Origin of the sequence: Planktothricoides raciborskii GIHE-MW2, assembly GCF_040564635.1 — a bacterium.
Lineage (GTDB): Bacteria > Cyanobacteriota > Cyanobacteriia > Cyanobacteriales > Laspinemataceae > Planktothricoides > Planktothricoides raciborskii.
In genome coordinates this window covers 3,287,754-3,306,556 of sequence record NZ_CP159837.1, presented here as the reverse complement: position 1 = coordinate 3,306,556, position 18,803 = coordinate 3,287,754, and the positions used below count along the sequence as shown (strand labels likewise).

General features: G+C 43.6%; 12 protein-coding genes and 1 pseudogene. 3 read left to right on the top strand and 10 right to left on the bottom strand.

Annotated elements, in window-relative coordinates; translation table 11 throughout:
* Positions 1-91 precede the first annotated feature (91 nt).
* On the bottom strand, positions 92-496 hold the full coding sequence (gene yidD, locus ABWT76_RS14020; protein ID WP_354636283.1) for a membrane protein insertion efficiency factor YidD: 405 nt from the start codon (positions 494-496) through the stop codon (positions 92-94).
* Positions 497-729: 233 nt separating this feature from the next.
* On the opposite strand from yidD, the pseudogene ABWT76_RS14015 reads away from it, so the two are divergent.
* Positions 730-2,089: pseudogene (locus ABWT76_RS14015) on the top strand (NB-ARC domain-containing protein).
* Positions 2,090-2,267: 178 nt separating this feature from the next.
* Here the strand turns inward: ABWT76_RS14015 and ABWT76_RS14010 are convergent.
* The 7 genes from ABWT76_RS14010 to ABWT76_RS13980 form a co-directional block, all read right to left on the bottom strand.
* Positions 2,268-2,639 (bottom strand): PIN domain-containing protein, encoded by a 372-nt coding sequence (locus ABWT76_RS14010; protein ID WP_190877714.1) that lies wholly within the window; start codon positions 2,637-2,639, stop codon positions 2,268-2,270.
* The gene (locus ABWT76_RS14005) at positions 2,630-2,860 is read right to left on the bottom strand and encodes a hypothetical protein (RefSeq protein WP_231636621.1); all 231 of its coding nucleotides are present in this window, start codon (positions 2,858-2,860) and stop codon (positions 2,630-2,632) included. Before ABWT76_RS14005 ends, ABWT76_RS14010 begins: the two co-directional genes overlap by 10 nt.
* A gap of 659 nt (positions 2,861-3,519) precedes the next feature.
* A complete protein-coding gene (locus tag ABWT76_RS14000; protein ID WP_054465025.1) occupies positions 3,520-3,891 on the bottom strand; it encodes a type II toxin-antitoxin system VapC family toxin in 372 nt (123 codons plus the stop codon).
* Positions 3,892-3,894: 3 nt separating this feature from the next.
* Positions 3,895-4,149 carry a hypothetical protein gene (locus ABWT76_RS13995; RefSeq protein ID WP_354636282.1) on the bottom strand — a complete coding sequence of 85 codons (255 nt, stop codon included), beginning with the start codon at positions 4,147-4,149 and terminating at the stop codon, positions 3,895-3,897.
* Positions 4,150-4,233: 84 nt separating this feature from the next.
* Positions 4,234-4,374: a hypothetical protein gene (locus tag ABWT76_RS13990; protein ID WP_231636622.1), complete on the bottom strand. Its 141-nt coding sequence runs from the start codon at positions 4,372-4,374 to the stop codon at positions 4,234-4,236.
* A 442-nt stretch (positions 4,375-4,816) separates the two neighbouring features.
* Positions 4,817-7,300 (bottom strand): BsuBI/PstI family type II restriction endonuclease, encoded by a 2,484-nt coding sequence (locus ABWT76_RS13985; protein WP_354636281.1) that lies wholly within the window; start codon positions 7,298-7,300, stop codon positions 4,817-4,819.
* Positions 7,301-7,644: 344 nt separating this feature from the next.
* Positions 7,645-8,505 carry an alpha/beta fold hydrolase gene (locus ABWT76_RS13980; RefSeq protein ID WP_354636280.1) on the bottom strand — a complete coding sequence of 287 codons (861 nt, stop codon included), beginning with the start codon at positions 8,503-8,505 and terminating at the stop codon, positions 7,645-7,647.
* Between the two features lie 404 nt (positions 8,506-8,909).
* Between ABWT76_RS13980 and ABWT76_RS13975 the strand changes: the two genes are divergently transcribed.
* Positions 8,910-14,666, top strand: a complete 5,757-nt coding sequence (locus tag ABWT76_RS13975; protein WP_354636279.1) for an Ig-like domain-containing protein — start codon at positions 8,910-8,912, stop codon at positions 14,664-14,666.
* Between the two features lie 516 nt (positions 14,667-15,182).
* Positions 15,183-15,338: a hypothetical protein gene (locus tag ABWT76_RS13970; protein ID WP_156331550.1), complete on the top strand. Its 156-nt coding sequence runs from the start codon at positions 15,183-15,185 to the stop codon at positions 15,336-15,338.
* Between the two features lie 175 nt (positions 15,339-15,513).
* Here ABWT76_RS13970 and ABWT76_RS13965 read toward each other — a convergent pair whose 3' ends face one another.
* Positions 15,514-16,641, bottom strand: coding sequence for an AI-2E family transporter (locus ABWT76_RS13965; protein WP_072160658.1), 1,128 nt, complete (start codon positions 16,639-16,641; stop codon positions 15,514-15,516).
* 35 nt (positions 16,642-16,676) lie between these two features.
* Positions 16,677-18,659, bottom strand: coding sequence for an amino acid transporter (locus tag ABWT76_RS13960; RefSeq protein ID WP_354636278.1), 1,983 nt, complete (start codon positions 18,657-18,659; stop codon positions 16,677-16,679).
* Positions 18,660-18,803 lie beyond the last annotated feature (144 nt).

Genomic DNA, 18,803 nt, shown 5'->3' with positions numbered 1-18,803 from the left:
TGAGATGAAGTTTACCACACATATTGCTTCTGGCAACCACCCAAAAAATAGAATTTAGGGGGTAATTTATCCATGAAATTAGTGGAGTATTTTAATTTCCTGTACCACTACAATGAATACAATCATTATGGTCAGCATTTACAGATAGAGATGAGTCTCGCTGCAAAAATAAGTGGGCTTCTCGACACTGATCATATCGCTGTTGTACTAAAGGAATAGCAGCAGAAGCACCATTTTCCAGCGCAACACTTTTAATAAAATCGGAGCAAGATAGTCCACCGTGCAGAGTCCGATAAGCACATTTTCCCTTTTTGTAAGGATCGATGTACTTTTTATAAGCAGAAATTATTTGCAGAGAAATAAATGTCATTACTTTGTCAATAACTTGCTTAATTGATTCGGGAAAATTATTTGAAACAAGTGAGACCAAAATAACAAATTTCAAGCTAATTGTTGCAACGGCTTTCCCAAAAAGGGTGAAAAAGTTCTGTGTCATTGGAAAAATCCTCTAATTTGGTCTAAGGTCATCTTGTGTTTGCCTATTATTTTCTCAACTTATTTTTCCTTTGCCAACCCCATAAAAGTGGGATTTAGGGGGGTATTTCTGAGGGGTTTAAAAGTCAAAAAGGGGGAAAATGTGGGATTTTGTGGCCAAAAGGGGGAAAATGTGGGATAATGGGGGGTTAAAGTACACAAAAATATACAAAACTACAACCAAACTTAGCAGCTATGGAAATTCAAGAAGCCTTGCAGTGGACCGATAATCTGATTTTTGCCAGCACTGGGAAGCATCTGGACTCCCTGCAACGCGCTATTTTGGAGGGTGTATGGAACGGTAAAGAATATCAGGATATCTCTGAGGAGTACCACTGTACCAAGGATCATGTGAGAAAGTCAGCATCGGAATTATGGAAACTCCTGTCGGATATGTTGGGAGAAGATGTGAAAAAGAAGAATGTGCGATCGCTCATCGAAAATAAAATATTTTCTTATCATAATGATGGGGTGCTTATCGGCAATCAAATCAATTTTTGTAACGACCTCTACAATCAATCAAAAAAAAAGATCGCCCGCCACCTTCACCCCCCGCAACAAACCAGAACCTCGCCACGACCTCAGCCAAGCACCGGAATACAACCGCCTCCACAACCGCACCGAACAACTGGCCACCCTCAAACAATGGATACTCGAAGAAAATAGCCGCATCATCACCCTAACCGGACTATCGGGAATTGGGAAAACCGCCCTCGCGAGACAACTGGTAGAACATATCGAAGACAAGTTCGATCGCATCCTGTGGCGCAGTCATCGCAAATTGCCCAACCTCAACGCCCTGCAAAGCCACATCATCGAATTTCTTGCCCCACCTCAACCCAGCCAAAACCCATCGATCGTCAACTATTTAAACTCCCGGAATTCCCTTTTAGACCATCTGAGAAACCACCGTTGCTTAATCATTCTCGACGACTTTCAAGAAACCTTAACTCCTGGGGAATTAGTCGGCAATTATCGCCCAGAATATCAAAACTATGGTCAACTGATTAATGAAATTGGCCAACACACTCATCACAGTTGTCTGCTGCTGCTTACCTGGGAACAACCCCTAGAAATTGCTGCCCTAGAAACCGAAAATTTTTATTGTAAAACCCTACCCGTTCTCGGCTTAGGTAAACTAGCCACCGAAATTCTCAGCGCCAGAAAACTCAAAGACCAGAAAAAATGGTCAGAACTAATCCAAATTTATAGCGCCAACCCTTTATGGCTGAATATCATCGCCTCTACTATCCTGGATTTATTTAACGGTAGCGTTCAAGAATATCTCTCCTATCCCACCCTATTTTTAGGAGACTTAGAACCCATCCTCAAACAACATTATCAACGCCTTTGTGAATCTGAGAAAATCTTGCTTCAGTGGTTAGCCACCCAAGACCAACCTGTCAAAATTAGCCAGAAACCACCAGAACTTTTATCAGATGCCGATTTCTTAAAAGCGATTCAATCTTTAAAAAGACGAAATTTGGTGGAAAAAACCTCTGGTTTTACTCTACAACCGGCGATTAAACAATATGTGAAAAATTTAATTTCCTAGGCTATGGTGCGTTACGGGGCGGATTTTTAGGCTAATTATTAGGTAATTAAATTAAGTAGGTGAACATAATTAATTGCACTTTTCGTTCCCTACCGATAGGCTGTGGATTCCCGCATTCGCGGGAATGACAGTTTTTCTTCTAATGGGGACTGTGGTGCATTTATTTCTGCCCACCTACTTAAATGCTAAATTTAGCCTGTAATTGCCGATCCAACGTTAACAATCGTAACCCATAAACCTTCGCAGTTGCTGCAATAATCGCATCGGGCAACTTCACATTATGGTTGCGTCGAAAGGCGATCGCCTCTTGTTCAATTTTTTCATCTAATTTCAAGACTAATAAATTTGCCAACAAGTTTTGAATCGTCTGCTCCTCTTCTGCCTCTAAGTTAGGATAACTGAGTAACTCCATTCGCGTAATTTGACTGATGGCACAGTTCTCAAATTCTAGCTGCTCGGTTGCCAGAAATGCGATCGCCGATGGATCGGCTTTGAGAATGCCGATCGCCACATTAGTATCTAATATTAATCTACAACAAATCAATCCCACTCATCACGCATCTGACGCTGAATTACAACCGGATCATTTTGAAAATTGGGTGAATTTTGCAGCTTTCCCACAAAGGAAGCTAATGTATTTTTTTTCAAGGGTTTACTCTCCGGATCGGAAATAGGTATGACCATGATTTCCACTTCTTGATCCGGTAGAGAAAGCGATTGATTCAAAATAATAGTTTGACCGCGCTTAATTCCTTTAGCTCTAATGATCATAAATTTGCTTAAACCGTTTAGTTAATGCCATAATTATAACATAATTTATTTCGGCATTGCTTGAGTAGCAGAATATTTGCTATAAATAATAGTATATTCCTTCTGTATATACGGAGCAGCCAATGGAAACGGCAAAGCTGTTTATGAGCGGGAATAGTCAGGCGGTACGCTTGCCTAAGAGTTATCGTTACCGATGGAACGAGAGCAAATTGTATGAAAATTTTGCTTGATACGGATATTTGTATCTATACAATTAGATGATTTTTGTCTGGTTGATGATGGTGCGCTACGGGGCGGATTTTTGAGATAATTATTAGTTAATTAAATTAGCGCCGCCCCTAACACACCCTACCCCGGCGTCATGGTGCGTTACGGGGCGGATTTTTAGGCTAATTATTAGGTAATTAAATTAGCGCCGCCCCTAACACACCCTACCCCGGCGTCATGGTGCGTTACGGGGCGGATTTTTAGGCTAATTATTAGGTAATTAAATTAGCGCCGCCCCTAACACACCCTACCCCGGCGTCATGGTGCGTTACGGGGCGGATTTTTAGGCTAATTATTAGGTAATTAAATTAGCGCCGCCCCTAACACACCCTACCCCAAGGCTATTTATGGTGCGCCCTACACCAGCTATCCTCTCAATCCTGTGACTATTGCTATTCTCTTGTATCAAACGGATTCAGTAGATTTATGTCAGCAATCCACTGAAAATCATCCACATTTCTGGTAATTAATGTTAACTGATGCACCAATGCAGTCCCGGCAATAATTGCGTCCCCTAATGACATTCTTCTCTGTTGTCGCAAAGCAACAGCTTGAATCAACACCTCCTCGGATATCGGCAGAACTTCAGCAACCTGAAAAAACGCTTCAAAATACTGCCGTTGTTGCTCCGTCAGTTGATGATAGCCCAATACTTCCAGATAACTGAGGGCTGATACTGCTGGTGAATTTTCCGCAATTAATCCTCGCAAATTGGCATATTCTGGCTGTGCGGAATAGATAATAATATTGCTATCAAGAAGCATCGTTTATCGCCCCGGTAATGAACGGTCTTGTCGAGTTTCTCGTTGCCACAAGGTAGGATCTATATTTTCTAATCCTTCTGTTGCCGCCAGATTTTCTAAGATTTCCGCCATCTTTTGCCCGCGTGTTTTTGCGTCTGGGACTGGTTTTTTATCGAGTAAAGTTACATACACCTCTAACATTTCATCTCCCAGATCGGGTCTATCCTCAATCCACTCTACATGACTTCCTTTCAATAGTGCTTTAAATGTTTTTAGCATGATTATCCTCTAAAAATATGCTCTAAGACAAGAAGCGATCGTCTTGAAAATTGGGTGAATTTTGCAGCTTTCCCACAAAGTCAGCTAATGTATTTTTTTCAAGGGTTCACTCCCCGGATCGGAAATAGGTATGACCATGATTTCCACTTCTTGATCCGGTAGAGAAAGCGATTGATTCAAAATAATAGTTTGACCGCGCTTAATTCCTTTAGCTCTAACGATCATAAATTTGCTTAAGCCGCTTAGTTAATGCCATAATTATAACATAATTCATTTCGGCATTGCTTGAGTAGCAGAATATTTGCTATAAATAGATGTTTGATGCCCTGGAAGAGTTCCCAGAGGATTTACAAATTGAGCGCGATCGCTCCCTACCGATGGAACGAGAGCAAATTGTATGAAAATTTTGCTTGATACGGATATTTGTATCTATACAATTATACGATTTTTGTCTGGTTGATGATGGTGCGTTACGGGGCGGATTTTTGAGATAATTATTAGTTAATTAAATTAGCGCCGCCCCTAACACACCCTACCCCAAAGCTACTTATGGAGAAACAGGGTTTCTTTAATAAATCTTGGCTAAAATGCGCTCATTGTTGTAGAAACCCGGTTTCTTTTCGGGAGGTGTTGAATCCATAGTGTTAAGCGTCAAACACCGAAATAGTCAAGACAGATTTTTTCTATCTTCGTATGAACCTAAAAATCTTTCGCCATTAAAATGAATCATGTGCTCCGGTTGCTCTGCCACCCATACTTCGGTTTCCCAGGAAATTTCCGCCAGATATCGGGTCATTTCTTTGCGACTTGGGAAAGCTGTCACAAAAACCAAGCCTTTTTGACTCGATCGAAAAAGTTGCTTTAATTCATTGTGACGTTTCAAATTAACTGGGCCATGACTTGTCACCGCTTCTATGAGTACAAGCCAATCTTTCTGTTGATAATAAATCACAATATCGGGCATTTTACCGTGAGGATCTAACTCAATGCCTATTTCTCGGAATTTTTCAGTTTCATTAATCAGAAACTTATCCCCTGCATCACCGATATAGAGAACTAAACCTCCGGGAGTAAATCTAGGACAAAAACTTTCCAAAATATCTTTGATTAAAATATTTTGCCCACCGGATGATAGTTCAATCTCCTGACCATCGGGCAAACATACAGGAATCATGGGGATATTTCGATTTTTATCCTGTAATAAATTAGTCACTGAATTGGCATAATTTCCGCAAGCCTCTGGCCATTTTTTAGAATTATATAATTTCAGTAGTGATAATGCTTGTGGAGCGAGTTGATAACACCATTTAGGGCTGTTAATGGGGCGACTTGGTTGATCTGGATTTTCCACAACCATTCCCATTTGGACAAACTGATGCATCGTTTGTCGTCGCACGGTTTCTCTCGTATTTGGTGCATATTGTTTACCATAGTAATCCCGAAACCAATTCATCATTTCTGTAATTCCCCGTCTGGGGGCGGTGGCTTCACTCCAAAGTGTCTCTGGGCGAATATCTGCTAATGCCAGTAAGCAAAGGGCAGACCTTTCATTTTGTTGTTCTTTTGGCGTAGAAATATCTTTGAGAATTGCCAATGCTTCCTCAACTCGTTTACTAGCCTGAATCGCATTTGTTGCTTCTTTCATAATTGATAAAACTCTATGGACAATCCGATCAATTTGCTCCTGATTTAAGTCAGAATCACCAATTTGCTGCCCCAGTCGGATCAGATCATCTTTACTAGGGTATTTAATCCGCCGCAAGTCTGTGGCATTAACTTGTGTATGTCCACTAAACTGCCGGAAGTAACTATCAAATAAAGTTGAATTCAGAAATGCTGCTAAACCTCTGGCTAGGTCGGGATTTATTCCCTTACCTTTAGCATGGTAGTAATTTAAATGATTTTCTATGCCTAGTACGGCGGTATCAACGGGATGACAAACAGCAGCAATAATCCGCCGTTTTTCCTCTTTCGCAGAGAAACGCTTGGTCAAAACGTACCAGCCAGATTTTACTAACCATTTTGCTGTTTCTTGGTTTTCTGCAATGGCGATCGCCTTGCGAGGATTCCTCGGTGGGAACACAACTTTCCCGAATTTAATCGACTCTGGGTAAAGCAACGGAACCGTCTGCTTCTCTAAGCAAGTTCTCAAAGATGATTTAAGACGAAAATCGACAACTGACCCCGTTGAAACTTCTAAGCCCATTTCATCCAAAGTCGATGAAAATTGATTCATTTGCACCCGGATAAAATCGGCGATCGGGTTGGCTACAATATGAATAACTCTCTCACAATCATTGGTTTCTACCACTTGCTCATAAGGAGCATACCTTAATTCTGTAGCTTCATTTATATTGCCTTGAGCATTGCTAGTAATTTCTACATAATCCGGCTGATTTTTGGTTTTAATCGCATGAAATATAATATTTTCTTGCAAAACGTTATCCGCTGAAAATACTGCTGACCGGCTTTCAAAAATATGGATTTTTTGCCAAGCCATATTTTCTAGAAAAGCTTGACGAAAAGGACGAAAATAAACCCCATTACAGAAACTTCTCGGTGTAATGGCGACCATCTCACCGCCTTGAGCAAGCTGTAACATAGAAAGCCAAACAAATGCACTATAGAGATTTACTGTATCAATTCCCAAGCTGGTTATAATCTTTTTTTCGATTGATTGGCTGTGAATTTTTTTATAGGGCGGATTGAGAATAATGTGAGTGAATTCTGGGGATAAACTAGAAAAAAGTGGTAAAGTTATTTGATTCCCAGCTTTGATAAAATTATCCTGGCGCAATGAATAATCTGCCTCTATTCCTTGATTTTTTAATGCCCTACAACAATCCCTAAGACACTGATTTAATGATGCGATAAAAATTGGCTCAATTTCATAGACGGTGATGTAGCAACTTTTGACTTGATTAGGATTAGCTAATAACCGCTCTACCACTGCCGCAGTTAATGTGCCTACTCCGGCTCCTGGATCGAGAATTTTAATATGACCAGATAGACTATTAAACTGTCTTGCCATGAACCGGGCAATGTTAGCAGGAGTCAAAAATTGCCCCAATTCACTCCGCTGCTTCTGATTCAATTTGGCAGAGCAATGAAGTCTGGTAATATCAGCATAATCGGTCAGTAATGTGGTCATAGGATTAGTTTAGTAGCAGTATTTTTTTCTGGTGATACTGGGGAAAAAAATGCGCGATCGCCCGGACGGAGAAACCGTGTTTTTTTAATAAATATTAGCATAAAAGCAAAATTATCGCAAAAAACAGGTTTATTTTCCTGTGGGTTAACTATTTTTACGGTGCTTTATGGTGCGTTACGGGGCGGATTTTTCAGATAGTTATTAGGTAATTAAATTAGCGCCGCCCCTAACACACCCTACGATTGATTATAATTTTTTTCTGGTTGATGATGGTGCGTTACGGGGCGAATTTTTGAGATAATTGTTAGTTAATTAAATTATCGCCGCCCCTAACACACCCTAGATCATTTTTTATAGACAATAAAACCCGCGATCGCATCTTTGAGGGCTTGGGGTTCGTCTACGCGGATTAAGTGACCGCTATTTTCAAATATTCTTAAATCTGAATTGGGGATAGCGGCGGCAATTTCTTCGGAAAATTCCGGGGGACAAATCCAATCATGGCGACCACCAATAACTAATGTGGGGGCAGTAATTTTATGTAGTTGATCTAAGATATTATAAGTCCGCAAAAATCCGCCAAATGCCTGATTAATTGCATCCACTGAGTAAATGGTTCGGTTGTCAGATTGGTTTTTCGCTTCTGGGTTATAGGTGACAGAGTATAAGGGCGCCATGACTTGAAAATAGGCTTTTAATTCCGCTTCATCTTTAAAGTTGCCAGCCCAGAGAAGTTCCGCATATTTCTTTTGTTCCGGTGTGCCTTTTTCGGCGATAAACTGTTTGGCTTTCTCTAAAAAACGATAGTCGGGTACGGTGGCAATGACAATTAAATGGGAGATATTTTGCGGATATTTGATGGCATAAGATAAGGCCACCATGCCCCCATAAGAACCGCCGATGACGATAATTTTATCTAAGCCGAGATATTGGCGCAATGCTTCCATATCTTCGACATTATTTTCTAAGGTATAAGTTTCTTTTGGGCCACGGGCAGACCGTCCCTGACCGCGATGGTCAAAATAGACTAATTGCATTTTTTGACTTAGGTCAGAAAGTCCCGCTTTGTAGGAAGTATGATCGCCTCCCGGCCCCCCATGAACCAGAAACGCCGTGGGTCTTTCTTTCATGCGATCGCCGTCAATGACTAACCCTGCCCCTTCAATATCAAAATAAATTTCTGTGTCTCTAATTTTTGCTTGCATTGTTGATGCCTTTGATTCACTTAAATTAAAGTTATTCTAATAAGCAATAATTTGCAACAATTTGCAATGATTTGCAATAATATGCGGTAGGGTGGGTTAGGTGGCGATCGCTGGTAAATTTTTTCCATAGATTTAATCCTTTGGCCACCGTAACACACCTTACCGAATTTTATCTGAATTAAGAAAATCTGCAAAATCCCCACAAAACCAAAATTCTGAGATTAAATAGGGATTGTATGCGCGATCGCCGGGGGTGAGAAACCAGGGCCGAAGAAACCGGGTTTCTTTAATAAATCTTGGTTGCGATGCAAAATTGCTCTGGAAACCCGGTTTCTTGCCCCCAGCTTTCTTATCCCAAGTGCGATCGCATTTTTCACTCACAGATTTTTGATTGAGACAAACCTATGTCGAGAATCTTCAAGAGATTTTGGTCGTGGTTTCTGGTAGGTATATTTCTATTTTGGGGCATATCAGCCTGTGGAAACATCCAGAAACAGAAATCCGCCAATTTCTCACAATTCAACCAACCCTTACCAGAGGTGGCGCCTCTCGTCACCCCACAACTGCCGGACTGGATCGAACAAATTAGTCCGACAGAAACCGCAGAAACTCTAGCCCAGATTAAAATTCGGTTTAAAGAACCGTTAATTCCTTTAGAAAGTCTGGAGTCTACGGCAGAAGAAGGAAAACTCAAACTATTTGAAATTGAACCAAACATACCGGGGAGATTTCGATTTCTCACCCCGCGCATGGTGGGATTTCAATCTGACGTAGCTTTCCCCAAAGCTACCCGGATTAAAGTCACCTTAAAATCAGGGTTAAAAGACTTAAAAGATCATCAGCTTAATCAAGATTTGGCTTGGACATTTAACACCGAACCCATTAAGCTGACCGATTTACCGCAAATTCAGGAAAACGAATATGTCGCTCCTGAATATATTGATGTCAAAACCCAATTAACCTTTACCTCTAATGTGCAATTAGATGTTAAGTCATTAGAGGAAAAAGTGCAGCTTATTCCCAGAGGCAGTCAAACCGGAATCCCCGTCACCGTGGAAGAAAACGATGATGTAGCCTCACTCACTCCGGGGGAAACCTTTGACCCCGCTTTAAGAAATTGGAGTTATACGTTAACCCCGAAACGTCCATTAGAAAAAGGCACTCGATATCGCTTAGAATTTGCTCCCGGAATTCGTCCATTTCCCGGCAATTTATCTAGTGAAACTCAATTTATTTCTGAAGTTGAGACTTATTCCCCGTTAAAATTAGAACGGATGGAGTTTATTGGGCAACCGGATATGGGCGGGGCTTATGGCCGATTTGTTAATGGCACTCCAGAGTTAAAGTTTAATAACAAACTGGAGCTTGATTCGGTATTAGAAAATATTACGATTAACCCGGCCCCTAAAGAGGGAGTTAACGCCATTCAAGCCTATGATGAAGAATCCACGGTTAGCATTAACCCTTGGGGATTAGAACCGAATACGAATTACACCATTACCATTGGTAATGGTTTAAAAGATACTTTTGGTCAAACTTTCGGTGAAACTCTGACTCAAGAATATAAGACCGGGGATATTGCCGGAAATATTTGGGCGCCGGATGGGTTAAATATTTTCCCAGCCCAGCAAAATTTAGAGCTAAATATTTCTACGGTTAATTTACCGGAATCCCAGTATAAAGCCACTTACAAGGTGGTACAACCCACGGACTTGGTTTATGCGGATAACGCACATCCCAGAGGTGAATCGACTGATTTATTGTCCAGCCCAAATACTTGGCAAACATTCCCTGTTTCTGGCAACCAAAATCAGACAGAAACCATTACAGTTCCTTTGCGAGAAAAGCTGGGAAAAAATACTGGCTTACTCGCTTATGGAGTTAGCGCTAAGACCAATCTTTATGTGATGGATGGCAAGGAAGAATGGCGCGAACCTACCTTTTATGGCATGGTGCAATTAACTAATTTGGGGGTATTTAGTCAGTGGTTCCCTGAGATGGGATTGATTCATGTGAATCATTTGTCTGATGGGGCAGTAGTTCCTGGGGCAAATGTGCAAGTTTATCAGTCTCAAACCGATAGCAAAACTCGCGGTAATCCGACTCCTTGTGCTACGGGTACTACGGATAATTCTGGCACGTTAGTGTTAACTTTAGTTCAGGTAAAAAGCTGTAGTAAAAAAGCTGATGAAGCCCCAGAAGTTTTGGTAATTGTCCGAGAAGGTGATGATTGGGCTTTCGATCGCACCTGGTCTTGGAGTGGGGCTTATGGCTATGGAATTTATGGGGATTGGAATAGCGAAAAACCTGTATCACGGGGTACGATTTTCTCCGATCGCCAACTTTATCAACCGGGCGAAAAAGTAGCCTTAACTGGAGTTGCCTATTATTTGGAAAATGGCCAATTAACATCAGATCAAAATGATGTTTATTCCTTGGTTTTGCGCGACCCAGACGGCAAGGAAAAAGAACTGGGAACCCCAAGCACCAATGAATTTGGCACGTTTTCCTGGGAATTTACCCTAGATGAAAATCAGCCCCTTGGTTATTATTCCCTCCAGGGTAAAGGGAAAAATCAGGGAGAAATTTATGGGGAATTTCGGGTAGCAGAGTTTAAGCCGCCGAATTTTAAGGTAGACTTAAACCTGAATCAAGCAATTGCCAAACCTGACGAAACAGTTACCGCTAATATCCAAAGTGATTATCTGTTTGGGGCTCCCGTATCAACGGCACAAGTGCAATATTATGTCACGCGGTCGCCTGCCCAGGACTTTACCCCCAAAGGCTGGGAAAAATACTCTTTTGGTCGCCAATGGTTTTGGCCGGAAGAACAGCCTTCTATTAGTAGTGATGTGCTGGAACAAAATGCCGTTTTAGATCGGGGCGGTTCCGGTAGTTTCCAGGTACAAGTAGACCGGGATTTACCCTATCCCATGACCTATCGGGTAGATGCAGAAGTGACGGATTTAGCCAATCTTTCCGTCAGCAATAGCCAGACTTTTACCGCCTTACCCAGTGATAAATTAATTGGCTTAAAAAGTAAGTGGGTTGCTGATGCGGGTAAACCGTTTTCTGTAGAGTTTATTGTCACCAACCTTCAAGGGGAAGCGATCGCCGGAGAAAGTATCCGCCTGGAATTACAAAAAATGACTTATAGCCGCGTCAACCGCGTGGTTGCCGGTAGCCGAAATAGTCGTTATCAGGTGGAATATCAAACCGTCGATCGACAAGACATTAAATCTGCTACAGAAGCGAAAACCGTTAACCTCACCCCCCCAGAATCTGGTTCTTATCGAATTCGGGCATTTTTGGGGAATAATACGGATGAAATGACTGCCACAGATTTACAAATTTGGGCTACAGGTGGTGGGTCAGTATTTTGGGCCAGCCGTAGCGACCAAGATAATTTCTTGGAAGTGAAATTAGACAAAGAAACCTATCAGCCTGGGGAAACCGCTACGGCGTTAATTCAATCTCCTTATCCAGAGGCAGAATTGTATTTTGCCGTTGTGCGCGATCGCCCCTTGTATCAAACCTTAACCAAGGTGACAGGTGGTGCGCCGCAAATTCAATTTACTGTCACCCCGGAAATGTTGCCCAATGCGGCAGTTCAAGCAGTTTTAATTCGACAAGGGCAACCTTTGGAACAGTTAGAACCGGGCAGCGTAGAAGACTTAGTGAAAATTGGTTTTGCCCCATTTAATATCAATTTGGCGGCAAAATATCTGCAAGTTGAAGTCACTCCTAATCAGGAAAAAATTGCCCCGGGAACTGCAACTACGGTGAAATTGCAAGTCAAAGATGCTGCCGGTCAGCCGGTGAAAGGGCAATTTACGGTAATGGTGGTGAATGAGGCGATTTTGCAACTCACCGGATATCGGCCTCCAGACTTGGTGAAAACCGTGTATGCAGACCAACCGATCGCCACTCGATTTAGCGATAACCGCTTTGAAGTGGTGATTTCGCCCCTGAGTTCCCCCCTGGATAAAGGTTGGGGTTATGGCGGTGGCTTTTCCGCAGGGGCTGATAGTACCCGGTTACGCACAGAATTTAAGCCCCTGGCGTATTACAACGGGTCGGTGACGACCGATCGACGGGGACAGGCAACGGTTAGCTTCTCTTTGCCCGATGATTTGACCACTTGGCGCGTTATGGCCGTAGCAACAACTGAGGATATGCGATTTGGTCAAGGGGACAATACTTTTATGACCACAAAACCCTTGATGGCTAACCCAGTTTTGCCGCAGTTTGTGCGCTTAGGCGATCGCTTTGATGGGGGTTTAACGGTCACTAATACCACGGAAAAAGTGGGTAATTTAGTGGTTAATGGTTCTCTGAGTAATAATTTATTATTTGCGGAAAAATCCACGAATAATGAAACCTTGCGGACTAAAGCGGATTGGGATACGCAAGTTTATCGTTTCCCCATGACCGCTAATAGTTTGGGTGAAGGAAAAGTGCGCTTTACAGCCCAGCTAAATCAGCAGCAAGGTGATGCTTTTGAGGTGCCGTTGTCCGTGCGCCAATTGCCCGTGAGTGAAACCGTAGTCGAGTCTGGAGTGACAAATGATCGGGCGACGATTCCGGTAAATGTGGATAAAAATGTCGAGGGAACTGTAGGCGGTTTAAATATTGATTTGGCCTCTACGTTGATTCCCGAAATTACTGCCCCAGCGCGGCAAATTTTTGCCGAAGATCGGTTGCCCTTTTTAGAACCCGCTGCCTCGGAGTTGGCGATCGCGGCGAATTTGCAAATTTTGGGCAAAAAATATAGCCAAACATTTACCGCATTTAATCCCACAAATCAAGCAACATTGGCCTTGGAACAGTTGGCAAAACTGCAACAAACTGACGGCGGTTTTGGATTTTGGCCTGGTAGCAGTAACTCCGATCCATTTATGAGTCCTTATGCGGCGGAAAGTTTAGCCCAAGCCAAAGCAGCGGGATTTGCTGTTGATGATTCAATGATTTCTCGGCTGCGAGTTTATTTGCAACAAACCCTCGCTGACCCAGGAAAATATGACTATTGCAAGTCTCAAGCTTGTAAAAATCGGTTGCGACTGGGGGCATTAATTGGGTTAGCGGAATTAGGCGATCGCCGCAATGATTTTCTCGCGGATATTTATGCCCAACGCGGGGAATTAGATCGGGTGGCGCAAACCAAATTAGCCCGTTATTTAATGCAAGTCCCAGGCTGGCGCAATGAAGCCCGAACTATGTGGAATGAGTTGCAAGAAACTGTCTATGAAACCGGGCGATCGGCTACAGTAAATTTACCGGAAGATTGGGGCTGGTTAAGTCCGCCCACCGTTGCCCAAGCGCAAACTTTACGGTTAGCTATTGCCCAAACTATTGCCCAAAATAGTAGCCCAGAAATCAGCAACCGCTTATTACAAGGACTGCTAAATTTGCGGCGTGATGGTACTTGGCAAACCACTTATAGTAATGCGGAAGCCTTAACCGCTTTAGTGGAATATGCCAATACCCAACCCACACCGCCAAACTTTACCGCCACGGTGAAATTAGCCGGTCAAAATATCGACTCAATGCAGTTTCAGGGATATCAGAATCCTAGCCAATTTATTAATCTGGCAATGGATCAATTACCCCAAGGGAAATCTGACCTGATTTTAAGCAAATCTGGTCAGGGAAATCTGCATTATTTTGTCGCATACAACTATCGGTTAAAAGGCAACCAACCGGGACGATTTAATGGTCTACGAGTCGATCGCACCATTCGCCCTGCGGGTGAAGATATGATACTCGGAACTATTGGCTTATCTACGCCGAAAAAACCCTTACAAGTTCCGGCAGGTCAAGTGTTTGATATTGGCTTAGAAATTATCACCGATCGCCCGGTGGATCATCTAGTCATTACCGACCCATTGCCTGCGGGTTTTGAAGCGGTTGATACCAGTTTCCAAACCGCTAATAAAGCGGTTCAAGCCCAACAAGATAGCTGGGAAATTAGCTATCAAACCATCTACAAAGATCGGGTGATGGCTTATGCCAACCGCCTCAGTCCTGGACTCTATCGCCTCCATTATTTAGTGCGATCGGTCACACCAGGAACCTTTGAATGGCCTGGGGCAGAAGTGAAGTTACAATATGCCCCAGAAGAATTTGGGCGATCGGCTTCTACCACCTTAGAAGTCAAATAAGTAGGTGGGCAGAAATAAATGCACCACAGACCCAATGAGAAAAAAACTGTCATTCCCGCGAAGGCGGGAATCCACAGCCTATCGGCGGGGAACGAAAAGTGCAATTAATTATGTTCACCTACTTAACACCCTCCGATAAACCGGGTTTATTTCTGGGTTTTATTAAACAGAAATAACCCCGGTTTATTCGCCGATACAGCGGTTTTCCGATTAATCAACCATAAGTATCCGTAGAGGGCGAAGCATGACCGGATTAAATCTCTGCTTTTAACCCAAAAATACCGGCGGTCATGCTTCGCCCCTACCAAATTTTTGTGGTCTATTCAACAGAATACTGATGTATTTATTCACAGCGATCGGGATAATGCCCAGCAATATATTCTTTGTGTCCTCTGTGTCTCTGTGGTGAATCCTCACCATTATGATATAATAGACAAGAGCGCAAAATAAATATCTCGATCCCCTCAACCCCCCTTAAAACCGCTATCGGCTTTTGGGAATTGTGCCAGAGGTTTATTGATTAATTGCCAGGAAAAAGTCATTGCATCCACTAAGAAACTTTTTGACCAAGAAGACTCTCGTCTTTTAACCGGAGAGGGGAAAACCAAAGCTGATATCCAAAAGCGGATTAAACTATTTGATGATATGCTTTCACAAGTCATTGCCGAGTAACTATAATTGACTGCCGTTTGGCTGTGATTCTATTCAGCTTGATGACGTTTCCCAGAGTCAAATAGAAATTACCAGTGAAACCGAAGTGGGACTACAGTTTAATATTGATGCGAAAAAAGGCTTGAGTCTTTATATTAGTGACTATTTTTAGCCAATTTGTAAAATATTTTTACTATTATTCCTTTGTTTCCTCTGTGTCTCTGTGGTGAATTTTACCTTGGACTATATCGTTGTCACTGCCCGTCTTAATAGGATTGGCTGAAGCCCGTTGAACTTTAGGGGTATGAAGCATATCGACAATGCTTTTGAGGGAACTAGCCAATGGAACAGCCAAAACGAGTCCGAGCAATCCCCCAACTTTGACACCGACCAATAGAGATAGCAAAATCCAGACCGGGTTAAGTCCGGTAAAGCCACCCATGAGTTGAGGAGCGATGCCATTTTCGATCGCCTGGTCGATGATCGTCGCCATCACCAAGACCTTTAAGCCTAGCCAGAAACTTTTTAGGGCGGTGAGCAAGCTGACCACGGTAATGCCAAAGGCCGCACCAAAGGGAAACAGTGCCATTAATCCAACTGCCAAACCAAACAAAAGTCCAAATGGCAATTGAATGATCACAAATGCCGTAGTCATGGAGACTCCCATCAGTAATGCTAAAGTGATTTGTCCAATAAAGTAGTTTTGGAAATTTTGTCGCAAGGCTTGACGAATTTGCGCCCCAATCTGAGACGGGAACCACTGGAAGATGCCATTCCAGAGTTTTTCACCATGAAGCAGTAAGTAAAAAGTCAATACAATCGTTAACACTAGATTGAGGATACTGCCGATCGCATCCAGTAGGAAATTCAGCACTGTTGCACTGAGAGTTTGCAATTGGTTTGATAGCCGTTCTTCCAGTTGGGTAATCAGCTTGCTGACATCAATGGATATTTGATGGCTTGCCGCCCAGGTTTGGAAGATTTGCAACTGCTCACTTCCTGAATCAATCCACGTCGGCAGGCGATTCGCGAGTTCATTCACCTGAGAAATCAGCGCCGGAACGACGGTGACACCAAAAATAGCCAGAAGAGCGATCGCCACCAACAACACGATCAACACCGCAAGGTTTCGGGAAATCTTGAGGCGCTGTAGCAGCCTCACGGGATAATTCAGGACAAAAGCCAGCAACATTGCCGTCAGGAATATGGCGATCGCACCCTGAAAGTAATTAAGTAACAGCAGTAACGCCCACCCATTAAGGATGATCAACGGCAGCACCAGTCCCCACAGAAACCATCTGGGCAGGGATGTAAAGAATTTCATTCGCTATTTCCTTCCCTTTTGAATTATCTTCAAGTTTACCCAACATGAATCCCAGGACGACGCGCTGGATCGGGTTCAGCTTTGCGGAGCACTTCGCGGGTGACAACGGGAACATCCCCCTCCCCAAAGAGGATGAAACGTAGCAGATATTGAATCGGGTTCCCCTCAGTCCAACCAAAATAAACGTGAGGCAGGATTCCCGTCCGATCGCGGATATAGAGCAAGAGTGCGGCGATCGCATTGGGAACTGCGGCACTTTGCATCCGCAGAATTCGGTATCCTTCCACCTCAACCCCTTGGATCCGAATCACATCCATAAACACTGAGGCATCTGTCACCTGTACCTCCAGAAACAAAATCGGATCCGTCGAGGGCAGGTGATTATTCTCGCGCACCTTTTTCTCTCCAAGCTGATACTCCAGGGCATTTCCTTTTTGCGGACGGTGGGCAATTAACCGGGTCGGCTGCTGTCTCAATTGGTCGATGAATTGACGGGCTGTGTCATCTAGTTCCATCCCAACCACTCGCAGTTCCGTTGAGCGAAAGACGCGAGAGATTAAGGAAGTGATAATGATGGCGGCGATAAAGAAGGTGGCAATATGAAGTCCATCCGGTCGTTCAATAATATTGACAATGGTGGTGTAGAAGAAGACGATCGCGATCGCCCCAAACAAGACTGTGCCCACCCAATTTTGCCCCCTGCCTGCCCCCTGCCGATACACTGAGAGGGTTACAGCGACTGCGGCAGAACTCATCAGCACCAATACCCCTGTAGCATAGGCACCCCCTTGAGCTTCCACATTGGCTTCAAAAATTAGGGTGACAATAAAGGCGATCGCCGTATAGACCAAAACCAGGGGACGGACAGCCCGCGCCCAATCTGGAGCCATCCCATAGCGGGGCAGATAACGGGGCACCAGATTCAGCAGTCCCGCCATTGCCGATGCTCCCGCGAACCAAAGAATCGCCATAGTGCTCAGGTCATAAATCGTCCCAAAGAGACTTCCCAAATACTGATGGGCTAAATAGGCTAAGGCCCGACCATTGGCACTCCCCCCAGCCTGAAATTCCGCTGGTGGAATCAACAATGTGGTGACTAAACTGCTCGTCACCAGGAAAAAGCTCATAATCAAGGCAGCCGTAGACAGAAGTTGATGGGTGTGATGAATCCGCCCCGTGGGATGCGCCTCCGTATCACTGCCACTGCCGATCACCAAAGGCATCACTGCCACACCTGTTTCAAACCCCGATAAGCCCAAAGCCAATTTGGGAAACAAAAGGGTAGCAACTCCTACCATCACCAGAGGATTGCCATGACTGTTCAGCAAGGCCATTTTCCAGCTTGTGAACACTGTGGGGTCTTGAATGATCTGATACCCCGCAACCCCAATCACCACTAGATTAAGGCCAAGGTAAATCCCCACCAAAACCACCGCTAATCCGATCGCTTCCTTAAACCCCTTCAGAAATATCGCTCCCAGCAAGGCAATCAGAACTAGGGTAATGGGAACTGCCTGTCCCTGCAAAATCCCTGACAAAAACGGATTCTCGATCATGTGAGCCGTGGCATCTGCCGCCGACAGGGTAATCGTGATGATAAAATCCGTTGCCGCAAAACCGAGTAAAATCAGCACAAATATCTTACCCTGCCACCAGGGTAGCAACTGCTCCAGCATAGCAATTGAGCCTTCCCCATGCGGACTCATCGTAGCCACTCGTCGATAAATCGGCAAAGCGCCGAAAAGTGTCACCAGCACCAAAATCAATGTTGCCAAAGGTGAAAGGGCTCCCGCTGCCAGGGCCGCAATTCCCGGCTGATATCCCAAAGTGGAAAAATAATCCACGCCAGTCAAACACATCACCTGCCACCAAGAATGTTTCAAATGATGTTCGTTGGCTGGGTCGCGGTCTTCTTTCAGCAGCCAATGAGTTAGATATCGGTGGTGTTTTTTCAGGGGCATAATTCGCGCAACCATTCCTGGAGCTTTTTGTTTGTACATAACTTGTACTAATTTCATTCAAACCTGGTACAAATAATGTGTAGCATCTCAAAAGAAAAATAGGATCAGATAATTCAGGATTTACAGATAATCTCTATTTCTCTATTTCTGCCAGAGGCAATCGATCAATTGCCTCAGCATATCAGGGGCGATCCCAAAAAT

What these genes read in the sequence shown, in the direction of transcription:
- ABWT76_RS13985 (WP_354636281.1), bottom strand. Translation starts at nt 7,300, where the DNA reads ATGACCACATTACTGACCGATTATGCTGATATTACCAGACTTCATTGC.
- ABWT76_RS13965 (WP_072160658.1), bottom strand. Translation starts at nt 16,641, where the DNA reads ATGAAATTCTTTACATCCCTGCCCAGATGGTTTCTGTGGGGACTGGTG.
- ABWT76_RS13995 (WP_354636282.1), bottom strand. Translation starts at nt 4,149, where the DNA reads ATGCTAAAAACATTTAAAGCACTATTGAAAGGAAGTCATGTAGAGTGG.
- ABWT76_RS14005 (WP_231636621.1), bottom strand. Translation starts at nt 2,860, where the DNA reads ATGATCATTAGAGCTAAAGGAATTAAGCGCGGTCAAACTATTATTTTG.
- ABWT76_RS13960 (WP_354636278.1), bottom strand. Translation starts at nt 18,659, where the DNA reads ATGAAATTAGTACAAGTTATGTACAAACAAAAAGCTCCAGGAATGGTT.
- ABWT76_RS13980 (WP_354636280.1), bottom strand. Translation starts at nt 8,505, where the DNA reads ATGCAAGCAAAAATTAGAGACACAGAAATTTATTTTGATATTGAAGGG.
- ABWT76_RS13975 (WP_354636279.1), top strand. Translation starts at nt 8,910, where the DNA reads ATGTCGAGAATCTTCAAGAGATTTTGGTCGTGGTTTCTGGTAGGTATA.
- yidD (WP_354636283.1), bottom strand. Translation starts at nt 496, where the DNA reads ATGACACAGAACTTTTTCACCCTTTTTGGGAAAGCCGTTGCAACAATT.
- ABWT76_RS13990 (WP_231636622.1), bottom strand. Translation starts at nt 4,374, where the DNA reads ATGATCGTTAGAGCTAAAGGAATTAAGCGCGGTCAAACTATTATTTTG.
- ABWT76_RS14000 (WP_054465025.1), bottom strand. Translation starts at nt 3,891, where the DNA reads ATGCTTCTTGATAGCAATATTATTATCTATTCCGCACAGCCAGAATAT.